12 protein-coding genes and 2 tRNA genes are annotated in these 15,936 nt (G+C 31.6%); 9 read left to right on the forward strand and 5 right to left on the reverse strand.

Translation table 11 applies throughout. From position 1 onward, the window contains the following. Nucleotides 1–7: 7 nt before the first annotated feature. From U5A88_RS06510 to U5A88_RS06530, 5 genes are all read right to left on the reverse strand, one after another. Nucleotides 8–2,467 carry a M1 family metallopeptidase gene (locus tag U5A88_RS06510; protein ID WP_354204840.1) on the reverse strand — a complete coding sequence of 820 codons (2,460 nt, stop codon included), beginning with the start codon at nt 2,465–2,467 and terminating at the stop codon, nt 8–10. A gap of 128 nt (nt 2,468–2,595) precedes the next feature. Next, nucleotides 2,596–3,141 carry a DUF4252 domain-containing protein gene (locus U5A88_RS06515; protein ID WP_354204842.1) on the reverse strand — a complete coding sequence of 182 codons (546 nt, stop codon included), beginning with the start codon at nt 3,139–3,141 and terminating at the stop codon, nt 2,596–2,598. A gap of 19 nt (nt 3,142–3,160) precedes the next feature. Then, complete coding sequence (locus U5A88_RS06520; protein ID WP_354204843.1) at nt 3,161–3,736, reverse strand: DUF4252 domain-containing protein; 576 nt, start codon at nt 3,734–3,736, stop codon at nt 3,161–3,163. 14 nt (nt 3,737–3,750) lie between these two features. Next, complete coding sequence (locus U5A88_RS06525) at nt 3,751–4,188, reverse strand: hypothetical protein (protein ID WP_354204845.1); 438 nt, start codon at nt 4,186–4,188, stop codon at nt 3,751–3,753. Beyond that, nucleotides 4,175–4,684 carry an RNA polymerase sigma factor gene (locus U5A88_RS06530; RefSeq protein WP_354204846.1) on the reverse strand — a complete coding sequence of 170 codons (510 nt, stop codon included), beginning with the start codon at nt 4,682–4,684 and terminating at the stop codon, nt 4,175–4,177. Before U5A88_RS06530 ends, U5A88_RS06525 begins: the two co-directional genes overlap by 14 nt. Before the next feature lie 134 nt (nt 4,685–4,818). Here U5A88_RS06530 and U5A88_RS06535 point away from each other — a divergent pair, with 134 nt between their 5' ends. From U5A88_RS06535 to U5A88_RS06575, 9 genes are all read left to right on the forward strand, one after another. After that, nucleotides 4,819–6,297 carry a S41 family peptidase gene (locus U5A88_RS06535; protein ID WP_354204848.1) on the forward strand — a complete coding sequence of 493 codons (1,479 nt, stop codon included), beginning with the start codon at nt 4,819–4,821 and terminating at the stop codon, nt 6,295–6,297. A gap of 60 nt (nt 6,298–6,357) precedes the next feature. Beyond that, nucleotides 6,358–6,726, forward strand: a complete 369-nt coding sequence (locus U5A88_RS06540; protein WP_354204850.1) for an RNA-binding S4 domain-containing protein — start codon at nt 6,358–6,360, stop codon at nt 6,724–6,726. A 136-nt stretch (nt 6,727–6,862) separates the two neighbouring features. Beyond that, nucleotides 6,863–6,949, forward strand: a tRNA-Ser gene (locus tag U5A88_RS06545). Between the two features lie 210 nt (nt 6,950–7,159). Then, a tRNA-Pro gene (locus tag U5A88_RS06550) sits at nt 7,160–7,234 on the forward strand. A gap of 216 nt (nt 7,235–7,450) precedes the next feature. Further along, entirely contained in the window at nt 7,451–8,719 is a 1,269-nt protein-coding gene (locus tag U5A88_RS06555; RefSeq protein WP_354204852.1) for a site-specific integrase, read from the forward strand. 634 nt (nt 8,720–9,353) lie between these two features. Beyond that, on the forward strand, nt 9,354–10,286 hold the full coding sequence (locus U5A88_RS06560) for a hypothetical protein (RefSeq protein WP_354204854.1): 933 nt from the start codon (nt 9,354–9,356) through the stop codon (nt 10,284–10,286). A 23-nt stretch (nt 10,287–10,309) separates the two neighbouring features. Further along, nucleotides 10,310–11,854, forward strand: a complete 1,545-nt coding sequence (locus U5A88_RS06565) for a hypothetical protein (RefSeq protein ID WP_354204855.1) — start codon at nt 10,310–10,312, stop codon at nt 11,852–11,854. A gap of 1,068 nt (nt 11,855–12,922) precedes the next feature. Further along, entirely contained in the window at nt 12,923–13,264 is a 342-nt protein-coding gene (locus U5A88_RS06570; RefSeq protein WP_354204857.1) for a hypothetical protein, read from the forward strand. 58 nt (nt 13,265–13,322) lie between these two features. Beyond that, nucleotides 13,323–15,551: a T9SS type A sorting domain-containing protein gene (locus U5A88_RS06575; RefSeq protein WP_354204859.1), complete on the forward strand. Its 2,229-nt coding sequence runs from the start codon at nt 13,323–13,325 to the stop codon at nt 15,549–15,551. The last annotated feature ends 385 nt before the right edge of the window (nt 15,552–15,936 follow it).

A 15,936-nucleotide genomic window follows, 5' to 3' on the forward strand; every position in this document is an offset into this window, starting at 1 on the left:
TTTTCAATTATTTTATATCGGCTATTCCTTTTTTAACAATAGCTACCAATTCTTCCTTATTTGATGAATTTAATTGTTCTTTTCCAGCCTGTACCTGTTGTAACATCTGTTTTATAATTGCATCTGCTCCATATTGTTTGTACTGATTGGCTTTTGCAACAAAATCATCAACCATAATCTTGGTAGCTTTTAAGTTATCGCTAGTAGCAATCCATTGAAATGCCTGGCCATATAGGGTCTGTACCTTTGGATCTTGATTAAAAAACAACCCAGCTATAATTTTATCGGCAATAAAAGGCATTTCTTGGCTCAATCTTTCATTTACATATACTTCTAGCAAACCATTTAGCATTCCTTTCTTATCAAGCGGATTAGTAATAGCAACCGTCTTGTCAATAGCGGTTCTCTTATCAATTTTATAAAGTGCCGCTATAGCATTGGACTTAACGGAATAGGATTTGCTTTCCGTTGCACTTTTAAAAAGATTAGAATACTTAGTATCACTTAAACCAGCCAAAATCTTAATTGCTTTTGCTCTTACCAATGTTTTTTCATCAGAAGTGGCCAATTTCTCAATACTTTTTAAAACATTATTATCTTTACTGACATCAATTTTGTCTAAAGCTAGTATTCGTAAACCATAGAATTTATCGTTCAATGCTTTCTTTAAGGTTTTGTAGGCTTCTTTATTATCTTGATCTGCCGCCAATATTTCAATGGCGTTCCTCCTATCCAAATAATTCGCTTTTTTATTGTTGTATTGATAAATATAATTATCAATAGATTTTTCGTCTTTTATTTCTGCCAATAGTATGTTGTCGGCATCAATAGTTATCAATTGAGGTTTAGTAGCGTATTTAATGGTAAACTTTTCTTCTTTGTCTTTTATATTGATTTTGTAGCGTTGGGCTTTATCGTTTTCATAGACATCAATATCCAATGGGAATTCAAACGTTTTGTCGGTTGTTTGTTTTATTAAAACGGTAACCGATTTTCCTTCTTCGTTGTAAATATAACTTACGTTCAGTTTAGGGTGTCCCGCACCGAAAAACCACTGGTTAAAGAAGGGGTTCAAATCCTTACCGCTAACTTCTTCCATCGCTAACCGGAACTGATGTGCTTCTCCGGTTTGATATTTATTAGAAGTTAAATATTCGTTCAGCCCAGCAAAGAAAGCCTTGTCTCCCAAATAATTTCTCAACATGTGCAAAACCTCACCACCTTTATTGTAAGAAACGGCATCAAACATGTCTTCTCTGTTTCCATAATGGAAGCGGACCAATTTTTTTGATTCGTTACCGCCCATGAAATAGCCTTGCAAATTATCATAGCGATGTGCATCAGCGTATTCTTTACCATATTTGTATTCCTGCCACAGGTATTCGCTATAATTGGCAAAAGATTCGTTCATACTTAAGTTGCTCCAACTTTCTGCCGTAACCAAATTGCCAAACCAATGGTGAATCATTTCATGGGCTATAGTATTTTCCCAAATGTTCTCATCAATTAATTGTCCCGATGTCTGATTTGCGTTTTCCGCATGGATAACGGCCGTAGTATTTTCCATAGCCCCACTTACATAATCCCTGCAGATAATTTGTGCATATTTTTGCCATGGGTATTCAATGCCCAACAGTTCTGAAAAAAAGGTCATCATTTCGGGCGTATTTCCAAAAATTTCCTTGGCATAAGGTTCAAAGTCTTTTTCAACATAGTAATCGACATCAATATCTTTCCATTTATCTTTTACTATGGCAAAGTCGCCCACTCCCATAAAAAACAAATAAGGGGCATGAGGTTTGTCAAAATTCCAATAATCCGTTCTGGTCCCGTCACTATTTTCGGTTTGACTTTCCATCAGCCCGTTAGATAACGTCACATATTTATTGGGAACCGTCATGTAAATTTCTTGTGTAGTTTTTTGGTTTGGACTATCAATAGTTGGAAACCAACAGCTACTTGCCTCGGTTTCACCTTGCGTCCAAATTTGAGTAGGCTTATCAGGATCAGTCTCTAGTGGATCTATAAAATACAAACCTTTTGCACTGGTAATAGCGGCACTACCCTCTTGTGTTACTTCTTCAGGTCTTGCTGTATAGGTTATGTGCAATGTATATTCTTCATCTTTAACAAATATATTGTCCAGCTTAATAGTTAACTTGTTGCCGTCATAATCGTATTTCAGGCCTTTTCCATCTCTTGTAACTTTGTGAATTAACATTCCCTTAGCGTCTAGTGTTACAGTTTGCACAGGATAAAAATGTGGCTTTAGAGTGATCCAAGCTTCTCCAGCCATCTGACTTTTTGAATAATCAAAAGATACTTTAAGTTTTGTATGTACTAAAGCATTAATTTTTTCCCTTTCGGCTCTGTAGATAGGCTCAACTTTTGTAGTGTCTTGTTGTTGAGCTAGAGAAAAATTGAAGATTGAAATTATAATTAAAATACTTAATAACAGTTTTTTCATTGTAGATATTTTTGTTTTAAGCGACAAATATAAACTTTTATAGAAATTAAATGAATTGACATTTTGCAAAATAAAAAATCCTGAGTACAAAACGTACTCAGGATTTTAAAAAGTAATTTGAATTACCGCTATTTTATATTCTTTGCTAAATCTTTTAGGCCTTTAAAGCTATCACCATCAATATCTCCAATTTCATTTACCATTTTTAGAATTTTACCAGGCTCCATTTTGTCACCTAATACTCTAACAAGTGCAAAACCTTGTGATTTATCATTGGCATATACTATAAGCTCATCGATAGAATTATCATCTTCATCACCTTCATATTTTATAACAATATTTCTACCCTTATCTTTAACTCGAAGTAATTCAATATATTTATTATCCTTTATAATAGTTTTAACCTTGTTACTCTCCAAAGCATATTCTGCTTCATTCTTTTTATCTTTTACAAAGGCCAATATATTCAACTTTTTTATTGACTCCAGTGTTTCTTGAGCTTCAGGTGAAGCATTATCTTTTAAACTTACCAAACTGGCTGGCACATCTAAAGAAACAAAGTTTTTATCATCTTGGTTGTCTATGTAATACTTTTGCAAAGATGGGCTACTAGCACATGAGGCAAACAAAAGTATTACAATAAAAATTGATAGTATTTTAGTTATAGTTTTCATACCGCTTAGTTTTAAACAATTAGTTCTTCTTTTTCACATCTTTAAGATGCTTACCACCTTGAATATTCATTTGATCTGTCAATTCAGATATTTTGTTCAAATCAATATCTCCAGTTATCGAAACTATTACAGCTTCAGGTTTACGATCTTCATCTTTCATATGTGCACTAATACCATCAATAAACATAAAAAGTTCTTTTACATGGTCTTCATCTTTACCTTCTCTAATGTAAATTTTTACATTACCTTCTTTATCCTTAACACTCATTAATTCAGATAAGTTAGATGATTTTAAATAACTCTTAACTTTAGCTTTCATTTGAGCTGCAATAGAAGCATTTTCAGTAGCTAATACCCTAAGGTTATCAAGACCGCTAATAAGGCTAACATATTCTTTAGCGTCATCTGTTCCACTTGCTACACCTTTCATCAGTTCAAACATTTTTTTATTAACCTTTACTACAGATACATCATCCATATCGGCAAAATTGTCAAATGCTGATTGTGCAAATGTGAATAATGGTGTTAGTACTAATGCTAATGCGATAATTAAATTTTTTGTCTTCATTTTGTTGTTGTATATAATTGTTTTCATGATTTCTATATTATTTACTTGTTTTTAAATACTTTGTTTTGTGTTTTTTGAAACTCTTGTAACCCCGCAATAGCAACGCTTTCTCCTTTATTTAGGTTCTGAGAAATTAATTGGAATGCTTTCTGAGTTTCTTGATAAGCTAATTCAGCTTCTCTTTTCTCCTGATCATTAAAATCACCAGGCCTATTAATGGAATAAATACTAACTAATAAGACTGCTGCAGCGGCTACTGATGCCCATTTCCAATACGGTTTCTTAGTTTTTAAAGGAATGGTCTTTGTAAAACGCTCTGCACTACTCTCATTAAAATAGCTGAACATTGCTTTATACTCTAGCAACTGGACAGGTATATTATCTTGTTGAAAATAATCCTTTAATGCTTGTTCTTCTTGCAATGAAGTTTCCGCATTTTCATATTTTTCAATCAGTTTTTCTATGTTAGCTAATTCCATAGTTGTGTTGTTTTATTAATTGTTGTCTTATTGTTTTTCTTGCTCTAGACAATGCTACTCGCACTGCTGTTGGTTGTAAGTCAAGAATCTTGCCAATTTCCTCAAATTCAAAATTCTCAATATCTCTTAACTGAATAATCATTTTTTGTTTTTCAGGTAACTTTTCAATCAGTTCATGTACTTTAGAAACACTATCTCTAATTTCAACGCTACGCTGTAAAGAAACAGATTCATCTTTATAATTACTGTGTACTAATTTTAAGTTGTTTGATCGTTTAGCTTTCAACTGATCTAAACAATAATTTTTGGTCATGGTCATTGCAAAAGCCTCCACGCTACTATAATTACCTAATTTATTCTTATTCTTCCACAATTTTAAAAATAGCTCTTGTGTAGCATCTTCTGCTTCGTCTATAGATACTAACAATCTCTTAGCTAGTCTAAAAACTTTATCTTTTAAAGGTAAAACTGTATTTAAAAATTCAGTTTGTTGCATTTTGGTTTGGTTATTGATAGTTATTTTAATGCTATACAAACTTAAGACGAACTACTTGTAGTTTTGTTACACAGTACTAATCTTTTGTAATTATTTTCATTAAATTGCGACAAAAATTTTAAAAAAACACTAGTATGAAGAAAATTGTATTAACTGTGGTGTCACTGCTCACCCTACTATTTATAAGTTGTGATAAAAATGCTGATGATCCTAAAGAGCCAACAGTTGAATTAAATAATAAAATCAACGATTTTGTTTGGAGAGGAATGAACAAACACTATTATTGGCAAGAGGATATGGCCAACTTGGCGGATACTAAAAATGACAATACCAATGAATATAACACTTACCTAAATGGGTATAACGATCCGGAGGGCTTATTTGAGTCACTTTTATTTGGAAAAGGTACTACTGACCGTTTTTCTTGGTTTATTGATGATTACAGAGCATCTGATGAAGCCCGTAGAGGAATAAATGATGCTTTTGGATTTGAGTTTGGGTTGTCCAGAGTGAGTAATACAAGTAATGATGTAATAGGTTTTGTGACCTATGTAGTACCAAATACACCTGCATCTGAAGCGGGGTTAAAGCGAGGTGATGTATTTAATGTTTTTAATGGTGTTACTTTAAATTTAGACAATTATTCAGTTGTCAATAAATATTATAGTGACAATAACATCTCTATGAAGTTTGCTACCATTAACAGTGATGGATCAATAGTTCCGAATGGTAATGAAGCTAGTTTAACCATTAGACAGGTTGTAGAGAACCCTGTACACTATTCTAGTATAATAAATGCAGGAGGAAAAAAAGTAGGTTATTTGGTATATAATGGTTTTAAATATACCTTCCATAACGAATTAAATGATGTTTTTGGAACTTTTAAGTCAGAAGGTATTCAAGAATTGGTCCTGGATTTAAGATATAATGGCGGAGGTGCTGTGTTGACATCGGCATATTTATCAAGTATGATATACGGTGGTGCTTCCGAAAATGAAATTTTCGCCAAATTAATCTATAATGATAAAAATAGTAATGAAAATTCTGCATATCCGTTTTTTGATAATGGAAGAATTTATGATATTGACGGTAATGCAACAGGAGATATAGCCTTAAATAGATTATCGACATTGAGTAGACTCTATGTAATTATCTCGGATGACACTGCATCTGCTAGTGAAATGGTTATAAATGGTTTAAGAGCTTATATGGGAGAATCGAATGTTATTTTAGTGGGTACAACTACCTATGGTAAAAATGTAGGGTCGTTCACCGTTTATGATTCTCCAGATTTTACCAGTAGCAATATAAATACAGCTCATACCAATGCTATTCAGCCTATTACCTTTAAAATATTTAATAAGTTAGATCAAAGCGAGTATACTTTAGGATTTGATCCAAATATAGAGGAAGTTGAATATGTTTCTGATATGAAACCTTTTGGCGATGTAAATGAACCTTTATTAAAAAGAGCTTTAGATAATATTTCAGGAGCTGTTAGTAGAACAAAAAGCATAAAAGAGCCAAAATTGAAAAGTGAAAAGGTATTTAGTTCTTTTGATAAAAGACAATTTTCAAGAGAAATGTATATTCTCCCTGAAGAACTAAATTAATAGATAACTTCATAAAAAGCTCATTTTAAGTTATAAATGAGCTTTTTTTATTTATAAATAATGCGAATAGATAAATTTTTATGGACTACACGTTATTATAAAACGCGAAGTAAAGCAACTGAGGCTTGTAAGAAAGGACACATAAAAATAAATAATACTAACTGTAAGCCATCTAAAGAAGTTTTTATAGGTGAAAAAATAGTTGTCCGTAAAAATCAAATAAATTATGAGTTAGAAGTGTTAGACTTACCACCTAACCGTGTTGGTGCTAAACTGGTTGATCTTTACCGCAGGGACATTACACCCAAAGAAGCTTTTGAGAATATGGAAGTATTGAAGTATTCAAAAGATTATTACCGAAAAAAAGGAACGGGACGCCCTACTAAAAAAGATAGACGAGATATTGAGGGCTATACAAGTGACAATTAGACTCTTATTTCATTCATTTACATAATTTTTACATTGATTTAAAAATTTGATAATTTCTATTAAAATATTAGGTTTTAAATTATCAAATTTTATTACATTTGCACCCGCACTTTAGATAGTGTAGTTCATTAATTTTGGAGAGGTGCCGGAGTGGTCGATCGGGGCTCCCTGCTAAGGAGTTGTACTCGCAAGGGTACCGGGGGTTCGAATCCCTTCCTCTCCGCAATCAAATAAATCTATGGAAAAGAGATTTAAACGGAACAACGTTGTCAAGCTCGCTTGTAAAACGTTGAGGCGTTTAAAGCTTAAAGAGCCAAAGGCTCTTTTCTAGATTTAATTTGCAAAATGTGGTAAAAGGGATCAACATAGTTAATCCAAATAACCATCAATTGAATATCAATTAATTATTTATATTGATATTAGATAACCATTTCGGGGTGTAGCGTAGCCCGGTTATCGCGCCGCGTTTGGGACGCGGAGGTCGCAGGTTCGAATCCTGCCACCCCGACGAACCCTTTTTAAGGGAAATCAAAACACTGTTAATCGTATGATTATCAGTGTTTTTTGTTTTTAATGATGTCAATTGATTTCATTTAAAACCAACTAATAGGTGTGCAATTCGGTGTGCAGTTCTATCCTGATTTTTCTCTATCTTTAAAGAACTTTAGAAGCGATTTGACTTTCGTCTTTACAAACAAATAATGTTTAACTAAAGACTTATAACATGCAGAAAAACAGCACTTTCGGAGTAATTTTCTTTACAAGAAAATCACGTAGTAACCCTAAAGAATTATCTATTTACGCACGTATTACCGTTGACGGAATACGTGCAGAAATCAGTCTGAAAAGGTGTATAGAGGTGTGCAATTGGGACAATTCTAAGTCCCGAGCAAGGGGAACAGCATCAAATTCTCGAAACCTGAACAAGTATTTAGACCAAGTTTATGGTCAATTGTTGGACTGTCACAGACAGCTTTTAGAGGAGTTCAAAATCATCTCTGCTAAATCTATCAAAGCTCGATATTTGGGTGAAGACGACCAGCTTAAAACACTTAACGAGCTTATAAAGTATCATAACACCAATATGGTTTCGGTCTTAAAGTCTGGTACGATGAAAAATTATTATACTACCGAAAGATATTTGAACAAATTTCTAGTCCAAAAATTAAAATCGGATGATATTTATTTAAAGCAACTGAATTATCGATTTATCATTGACTTTGAGCAGTTCCTTAGAAATTATAATCCCACAGCAAAAAGGAAAACATTGACCAATAATGGTGTAATGAAACATTTGGAACGGTTTAAAAAAATGATAAACTTGGCTATTAAATTGGAATGGTTGGTAAAAAATCCATTTAGTCGATTTCAAATGAAGTTTGATAAGTATGACAGGCAATATCTTTCTCAAAGAGAACTAGAGCTTATTGAGAATACTTATTTTAAGAGTGAACGATTAGAAAGGATAAAAGATATATTTATTTTTTCTTGTTATACAGGCTTGTCTTATATCGATGTAAAGCAATTATCGGTTCATCAGATTGTCAAAGGTATTGATACTAACTATTGGATTTATACAAAGCGTGAAAAAACAAATGAAACTGTTAAAATACCTATTTTACCAAAAGCCTTGGTTATTGTTGAGAAGTACAAAGTTATTTCTAAAGAGGTTGGTTCTGAATTATTGCTTCCACTCTACTCCAATCAGAAAACGAATAGTTATTTAAAAGAAATAGCAAAAGCCTGTGGTATTCGTAAAAACATTTCTTTTCATATCGCTCGGCACACCTTTGCGACTACGTTACTTTTATCTAATGGTGTTCCTATTGAAACCGTATCCAAATTATTAGGGCATACTAAATTATCGACTACACAAATTTATGCCAGAGTATTGGAACATAAAATTAGTGAGGACATTCAAAATTTAATGATACGTTTTGAAAATAAAAAAAGAAACACAATTGAATCGAAACGTTCTCTAAGTATTAGTTAAATTTAGATTTTTATATTTTTCTTTTCAAAAGCAACTGTTTTTTTTGAAAGTTAGAAAATAATTTCATATAATCTAGTTTTAAAAATCACTTCAATTCTTAAGGCATTGCGATAAGTGCAAGATGTGTTTTTGTTGCCACAAAAACCACTTGTCTGCTCCCGATGGTCGCAGAGTTAAAAAAGTATTTTAAGGCAAAAATATAAACGTTTTTAAACTTGTGGATTTAGAGGCTGGCATTTGCGGATGAGAATCCACCAGTTTAAAAATGAACCAAATCCTCCCGAGAGGATGCGGTAGTTTTCTCCGCTACAAAAGAATAAATTTTACAAACTCTTACATTTTACAGCAAAAAATAACCTATTTATTGGGTGTTCGGAACGTTTTACAGCAAAAATGTTAAAACAGGATCCTTCAAACATAACTAAAACCCTGTTAAACAAATAATTAGAGAAAAGTAACATCGCGTAGGGTGTTACCCTCTTGCTCTTCCCCTTTCCCGTTTGCAAAAGCAAACCGAAAACTATTTGATTTTAAAATATCTTCTGTACACAAATAAAAATTCCATTAAATTTGTAAGTATTATAAAATATGTGTAGATGTGAAACATATACAATTGTTGTACCTAATTTGAAAAATGAAACAGGATAATCTAATCCATATCGCAATCGATATTTTATATGGTAAGGCTGAAATTCATTTTTCAATGTTTGAAAAATTGATGGATATTCTTCTCTGTTTATTCGCAGACAGAATAGAAAAAGAAAAGACTCAATTTGACAAAGAGCGTTTATTTTATATAAACCTTTTGACTCAAAAATTCCTTGTTCATGGTTTTTCAATCAAAAAATTAATTGACGGAATAACACTTGACTCGCCGAGTAAAAATTTGAGCATCAAAATGCTAGACCCTTTTTCGATTCATTGCTTAGTTAGAACGGTAGTAGAAAATTATTTAGTTCAAAACTATTTATCCAACTCGGGTTTGGAAGATGATTTGTTACAGCTACGATTTGAAATTTGGATGAGATATGGATTAATTCAGAGAAATATAGAACCTGAAAATGACGAAGAAAAAAGAGTTCTTGAATTAGATAAGAAAAGTATAGAAAATTTTACAAAATCTATAAAAACAAGAAAAGCATATTTAGAGCTTTCAGAAAACAAAAAAGCATCATTCTTTAAGACTATAGAAAAAGAATGGAAAATCATTTTTGATAAAGAAAAATTTTATCCTGTGAGCTGGAAAAGACTTATGAAAGAGGCTGGAATTAATGATGGAATTAATGACAATATTTACAATTTTCTATCTTGGCACTCTCATTCTCAAAGTATTTCTTTACTGCAATTAAAAAATATGTGGGATAATGACTCTGACAAAGAAACAGTTCTAATTTCCATTAAAAAATTAAATATGTTTGTTGGTTTTATAATTTCGGACATAATAAAATCGGACAAAGACTTTAGGAACTCTTATGAAAGTTTAAGTGATGAATATAAAGAGTTAATCAATTTTTATAATCTATCATACAGAGGAGCTGAATATATGATTAAACAATTAAAAAATTAAGTGTCTTAACTTACGGGCAAAATATGAATAACCTATCAGACAAAGAAAAAGCCTTGAAAAAGTTATCCTTAGAAATAGATAAGGATATTCAAAAACTAATAATCGGAACTCAGAAATGTGGACTTCGTGAGTTACTATATTTTCTGTATTATTTACATTGGTTAAGATTACTTCACTTATTTCCTCGTGCACAAAATGAAGACAAGACCAAACTAAAATTAATAACAAACTCAACCGAAGAATCATTTAGATATCTAATTTCACTTATTTCAAAATTCGGTCAACCAAATTTTTTAACCAAGAAAAATGGGGAAGTTGAATTACTTAATGATGAATTAGTCCAAGCTCTGCTTAATTATGCAAAGCTTATTAATTCAAAATTCGAAACATTCTCTCTCATAAAACTTTTTGATGTACAAGTTTCTGGGGAACGAAATCAACACCTTAGAATCGATATGTCGAAGTTAGAAACTGACCCTAAAATAAAAAGTATATTCAATTATTTCCTTCGAACGGAAATTGATAATGGCATTAAAAAAAGTACGAACACTCATCATAATATTTTAATTGAAAATTTTAAAAAAGAATACCAGCCATTAAATGATTTATTTGAAATAGAATTGGGAGTGACTGTCAATGAATTCTGTGATTTGATAGATAAACTGTTGCTATTGGTTACAAATAGACTAAAATTATTAGAAGATGAATTACCAAAATTGGAGAATGGAAATGTTAATATTCAACATCCATTAACTTTTGTAAAATTCTCGAACTGTTATTTGTTTGAAAAAAAATCCTTTTTTAAAAATTTTGATAAAAAATTCCACAAGGTAATAGATAGGTTACTTTTTGAACCAAGTGAATTTGATGAAAAAGAACTTAGATTCCATTCAGTAACAAGAAAACCTCTAATATCATTGAATGAAATGATAATAATTTCACCTGAGTTACTTTTAGACGGTTTATTTACCAATATTCATTATAGTTTAATTGAATCCAAAAATATCAAGCAGGAATATATTAAGAAAAAATCAGATGCTTTTATTGATGAAATTTTAGAAGTCGCAAAGGAATTTGGATTTGAGGAAGTTGTCAGAGAGCTAGATCTTTATGAAGGAAAAAACCAAATAGGCGACCTAGATTTAATATTGAAAGGTGCTAATGGAGATTATCTCATTATAGAGGCAAAAAATCACGCATTACCTTTGGAGGTTTATTTTAATGACTTTGATGCCACGTTACGACATTTAGAATATTTAAAGGAAAAATGGGAAAGTAAAGTGATTAAGAGAATTAAACATTTAGAACTAAAATATTCTAACTATTCAATTACTAAAAATCATTTGTATATAGTAGTTTCTTTATTTCCAGAGGTAATATCACACTTCTCTGACTTAATGATTCTAAGCATAGCCGAATTTAAAATGTGGCTAGATAGAACGGATTATCCAACTGATTTCAATTCATTCTATAGCGATTATAGCAAAAAACGTTCTAAATTCTCCAAAGAAGAAGTGGACTCTTTAACAAAGGAAAATTTATTTTTTGGAGAATTCCGAAAGGAATAATGCCCAGCTAGTAAGTTATGTATTGTTAACTGATAGGTTCAAGCCTGCTTTCTAAAATTCTTTTAGATTTTCTATTCGTGTTGTTTTTACTAAATTTATTGCTCAAACCACTCTACTCATAATATAATTACTTTAACAATGGTCAGTGAAACCAAAAACAATTATACAAATAAGCAAATATCATTAATTTCAATAGGAATTTTTGGTTTTATTGCATGGCATTTTATTAACTATCTAATACGTTATTTCGTTGGAGAAAACTTTTGCTTTGACTATCCGACTTGGCAAGTTTTTACAAATGTTGGGTTATGTCTTTCGGCAATTTGGTTAAGTATTAGATTATCTCAAGGAAAACTAAACCTTTTAAAGTCAGTATTATCATTAGTTTCTATAGGCTTTATTATGTGGATTGTTATTAGTGGTCTACTTAATTTCTAAAATATGCCAAGCGATTCATTTCAATAAATTTCAGGAAAAATCAAAAATAGATTCGATTAATTTATAGACGCCTAAGCAATATGAATTGTGACAATTGTTTCTAATGTTTTCAGGGCTTCGCAAAGAATTTGACACAATCTTGACAAACTCTTAAATCCCTAACATTTTTAAAAACCCTTTAAACATAGAGCTTTGCGAAGCAAATTGCACCCGTAGCGTTGCTTTAGCACGCTACCCTCTTGCTTCTCTTTCCTGTTTGCAAAAGCAAACCGAAAATGAAAACAGCTAACTACTTTATAAAGTTATTTTTTTTGGAACAAATTTAAAAGGGGAAAAACACCCTGTTATCTTTGGGGATTTTCCCCTTTTTTATGTTAATTTATTTGTCAAAATAAATAAAATTAAGTAAATTTACAACTATCATCGAGCTAAACTCTTATAACCAATGAAAACCTTAAATCCCTATTTCCTAAAGTTTTTTATTACACGTTTAGAAATTGAGAAAGCATTTAATATTAGATATAGAAGCTTTCGCCATACAGGTTTTTTTTGTTAACAAACAAATTGGATAAATTTAAATATTAAAGGAGTTTCTCTAACTATTTTTCACAAAACAATAAAATCTCAATTATGAAAACAAAATTTATTTTTTTAATAGCAATGTTCATTATATATACAAATTGTACTTCTAATGATGATAATTCTATTGATCAATTTTATTGGAATCAGACAGCGTGTTCAGATCCGTGGGGAACTGGAAACAGTAATTCAGAAAACGAAACCAAATTAGCATTAATAGATTTTTTAGAAACAAAAGAAGTTTCTATAATCAAAACTCGATTCGAGAATTACTTTAAAGATGGAGAATTACCTTGTCTCGCTTGTCATTGTAAAACCGGAATACGAATTTTTATAACTGTAGATAAAAAATATACTGCCAAAATGATAGAACTAGCTTTTACCAAACTATGATTCATCTTCTACAATAACCATTAAAGAAAAATTCTAACCTTCATTTAAAAATAATATTATGAAAAAAGTAACTCTACTCATCACAGCATTTTTAAGTTTCTTAATCTCGAACGGACAAATAGAAACTAGATATTTCCCAAATGGTAACTCACATGAACAGTTTGGAATTAATAAAAGTGAATTTAAAGCAAATAATGTAAAGTCATTCTCTCCGTTTAATATTGAGCGAATGGTGGAAGAAGATAATAAAAGAAAAGATGTGGCTGCACCATTTCGTTTCGGAAAGGCGTTTGATACTAACATTTCCTTAGATGATGGTGAGTGGATTGATTTTGGAGGAGGAAAACTTTGGTCAATGGAGTTTTATTCTAAAAAGGCTTATTCACTTAATTTCGTTTTTAATGATTTTTATCTTTCGGAAAATGCAGAACTCTACATTGCGAATGATGATGGCACTATGCTTTATGGTCCTGTAACAAACAAAAATAACCCGAAAAATGGTTTTTTCTTAACAGATCTAATTGGTGGAGACAAAGCAACAGTTTATCTTTTTGAACCTAATGATTCCAAAAAAGAATCAAAACTAACAATAACAAGGGTTGTTCATGCCTACAAAAAAGTATTACCAACAACTAGTGCTACTGGTTTTGATACATCCTTAGAATGTAACAACGACATTAATTGCTATCCAAGTTGGGATACTCATTCTGACGCGGTTGGTCTTATACTATTATCTAATGGTAACGAATGGTGCAGTGGCTCCCTGCTAATGTCAACAGATCAAAGTTTTCGCCCATATTTCTTAACTGCGTTTCATTGTATTGACACATCAAATAATGGAGTTATATCATCATCCGAAGAATCAAATGCCGAGAACTGGCTTTTTAAATTCCAATATAAAATGACATCCTGTAATGGTAATTCCGCAAATTATGGCTATACTTATAACGGAGCTGAACTTAGGGCTGCGTGGCAAAATACTGATTTTGCCTTGATGGAAATGGATCAATCTCCGGTTGGAAATAATCAGATTTCTTGGGCAGGATGGGATAAAAGAAGTAACACTCCGACATCTGGAACAAATATTCATCATCCAAATGGTGATGTAATGAAAATTTCTTTTGATAATGATAATTTAACATCTAATAGTTCAGTACTGTCATGGGCTGGAGGAACATCATCTGCCATAAATACGCATTGGGTAGCTGATATTGATAATGGAGCAGTTCAAGGCGGTTCTTCGGGTTCACCCATTTTCAATCAAAATAATAGAGTAGTAGGTCAATTACATGGTGGTTTTCCTGGTTGCGAACCCGTCATGCGTTACGGTAAATTTAATTTAGCATGGACTGGAGGTGGTACAAATTCAACTAGACTTAGTAATTGGCTCGACCCTTGTAATACAGGCTCATCAACGACTAATACTACTAGATCGCCTTCTCTTTCTGGAAATGATTTTTTATGTTCATCAAATACTTATACTGTATTCGATTTACCTAGCGGATCAACAATAAATTGGACTAGTAGCTCAAATATCACACGTAACTCATCTCAAGGTGCTAACCCGTGTACTTTTTCCGCCATCGGAAATGGCAATGGTTGGATAAAGGCAACAATTACAAATCCGAGTATGTGTGGCGGAACAACAGTAATTGAGAAAATTGTTTCGGTAGGTAAGCCAGACATTAATGACTATACCCTTGTTTGGTCAGGACCGAGCTGTATAAATTATAATTGGACAAATATTAGTTTTGGAGTTCAAAAAAACAGTAGCAATGGTTGCTCACTACAAAATTTGCCTGAAAACATAACAGAAGTGGATTGGCAAATTATTCCATCACAACCCATAAATACCACGATGAATGCTGGTATTTATAGTTGTGTAACGAATAGTGTTATTGATGCTGGAGTTAGAGTTGCTTTTTCCTCGCAAAACAACCCTTATGTAACTACGTTTCGTTTTAGGGTCAAAGGAAATTGTGGCTGGAGCGACTGGAGTATTGGCCATTATTATTTGGCCCAGAGTTGTAACTATTACAGTTATTCGGTATATCCAAATCCAACTTCCGAGACCTTAAATTTAGAAAAGAAACAAAATAAAGAAAACACCAAGGAAGAAGAGACTATCGATTCTTACGAACTTTACGATCTATACTCAAACCTAATTTCTAAAGGTAGTATAAGTAACAAAATGAATATTGACGTATCTAATTATAAAAAAGGCATTTATGTCTTAAAAATTATTTTAAAAGATAAACCAGAAATACATCAAGTTATAATTGAATAAAAATCAAATAAATTTTATACTACTTCAATGTAAATTGTATATTTGTAACTCTAAAGATGAATAATATTTGTTTTTAAATAGTTCTTTTTGACTTTAGTGTGCAATTAGGTGTACATATATGGTTAAGAGTGTTTTAAAAATTTGATATACAGGGTTTTATGATTTTTTAGATAAGTCTGCCACCCCGACAAGCAAAAGCAGAAAGTTCTCTGAGAAAATTTATTTTTTTAAGAGAACTTTTTTGTTTTAAATTAAATTAAAGCATTGCTTTAATTTGGAACAAATCTTAATCAGGAAGAACGAAGTTACTCCTGCCACCTCGACAGTTAGGGTATTAAAATAAAATATTTACTGCCTAAATCAAAAGAAGTCAGTAAAATTAATT

Source organism: Aureibaculum sp. 2308TA14-22, assembly GCF_040538665.1.
Lineage (GTDB): Bacteria > Bacteroidota > Bacteroidia > Flavobacteriales > Flavobacteriaceae > Aureibaculum.

Bases quoted from the DNA above. Each gene is read 5' to 3' on its own strand.
- U5A88_RS06510 (WP_354204840.1), bottom strand. From the start codon at position 2,467: ATGAAAAAACTGTTATTAAGTATTTTAATTATAATTTCAATCTTCAAT.
- U5A88_RS06515 (WP_354204842.1), bottom strand. From the start codon at position 3,141: ATGAAAACTATAACTAAAATACTATCAATTTTTATTGTAATACTTTTG.
- U5A88_RS06520 (WP_354204843.1), bottom strand. From the start codon at position 3,736: ATGAAAACAATTATATACAACAACAAAATGAAGACAAAAAATTTAATT.
- U5A88_RS06525 (WP_354204845.1), bottom strand. From the start codon at position 4,188: ATGGAATTAGCTAACATAGAAAAACTGATTGAAAAATATGAAAATGCG.
- U5A88_RS06530 (WP_354204846.1), bottom strand. From the start codon at position 4,684: ATGCAACAAACTGAATTTTTAAATACAGTTTTACCTTTAAAAGATAAA.
- U5A88_RS06535 (WP_354204848.1), top strand. From the start codon at position 4,819: ATGAAGAAAATTGTATTAACTGTGGTGTCACTGCTCACCCTACTATTT.
- U5A88_RS06540 (WP_354204850.1), top strand. From the start codon at position 6,358: ATGCGAATAGATAAATTTTTATGGACTACACGTTATTATAAAACGCGA.
- U5A88_RS06555 (WP_354204852.1), top strand. From the start codon at position 7,451: ATGCAGAAAAACAGCACTTTCGGAGTAATTTTCTTTACAAGAAAATCA.
- U5A88_RS06560 (WP_354204854.1), top strand. From the start codon at position 9,354: ATGAAACAGGATAATCTAATCCATATCGCAATCGATATTTTATATGGT.
- U5A88_RS06565 (WP_354204855.1), top strand. From the start codon at position 10,310: ATGAATAACCTATCAGACAAAGAAAAAGCCTTGAAAAAGTTATCCTTA.
- U5A88_RS06570 (WP_354204857.1), top strand. From the start codon at position 12,923: ATGAAAACAAAATTTATTTTTTTAATAGCAATGTTCATTATATATACA.
- U5A88_RS06575 (WP_354204859.1), top strand. From the start codon at position 13,323: ATGAAAAAAGTAACTCTACTCATCACAGCATTTTTAAGTTTCTTAATC.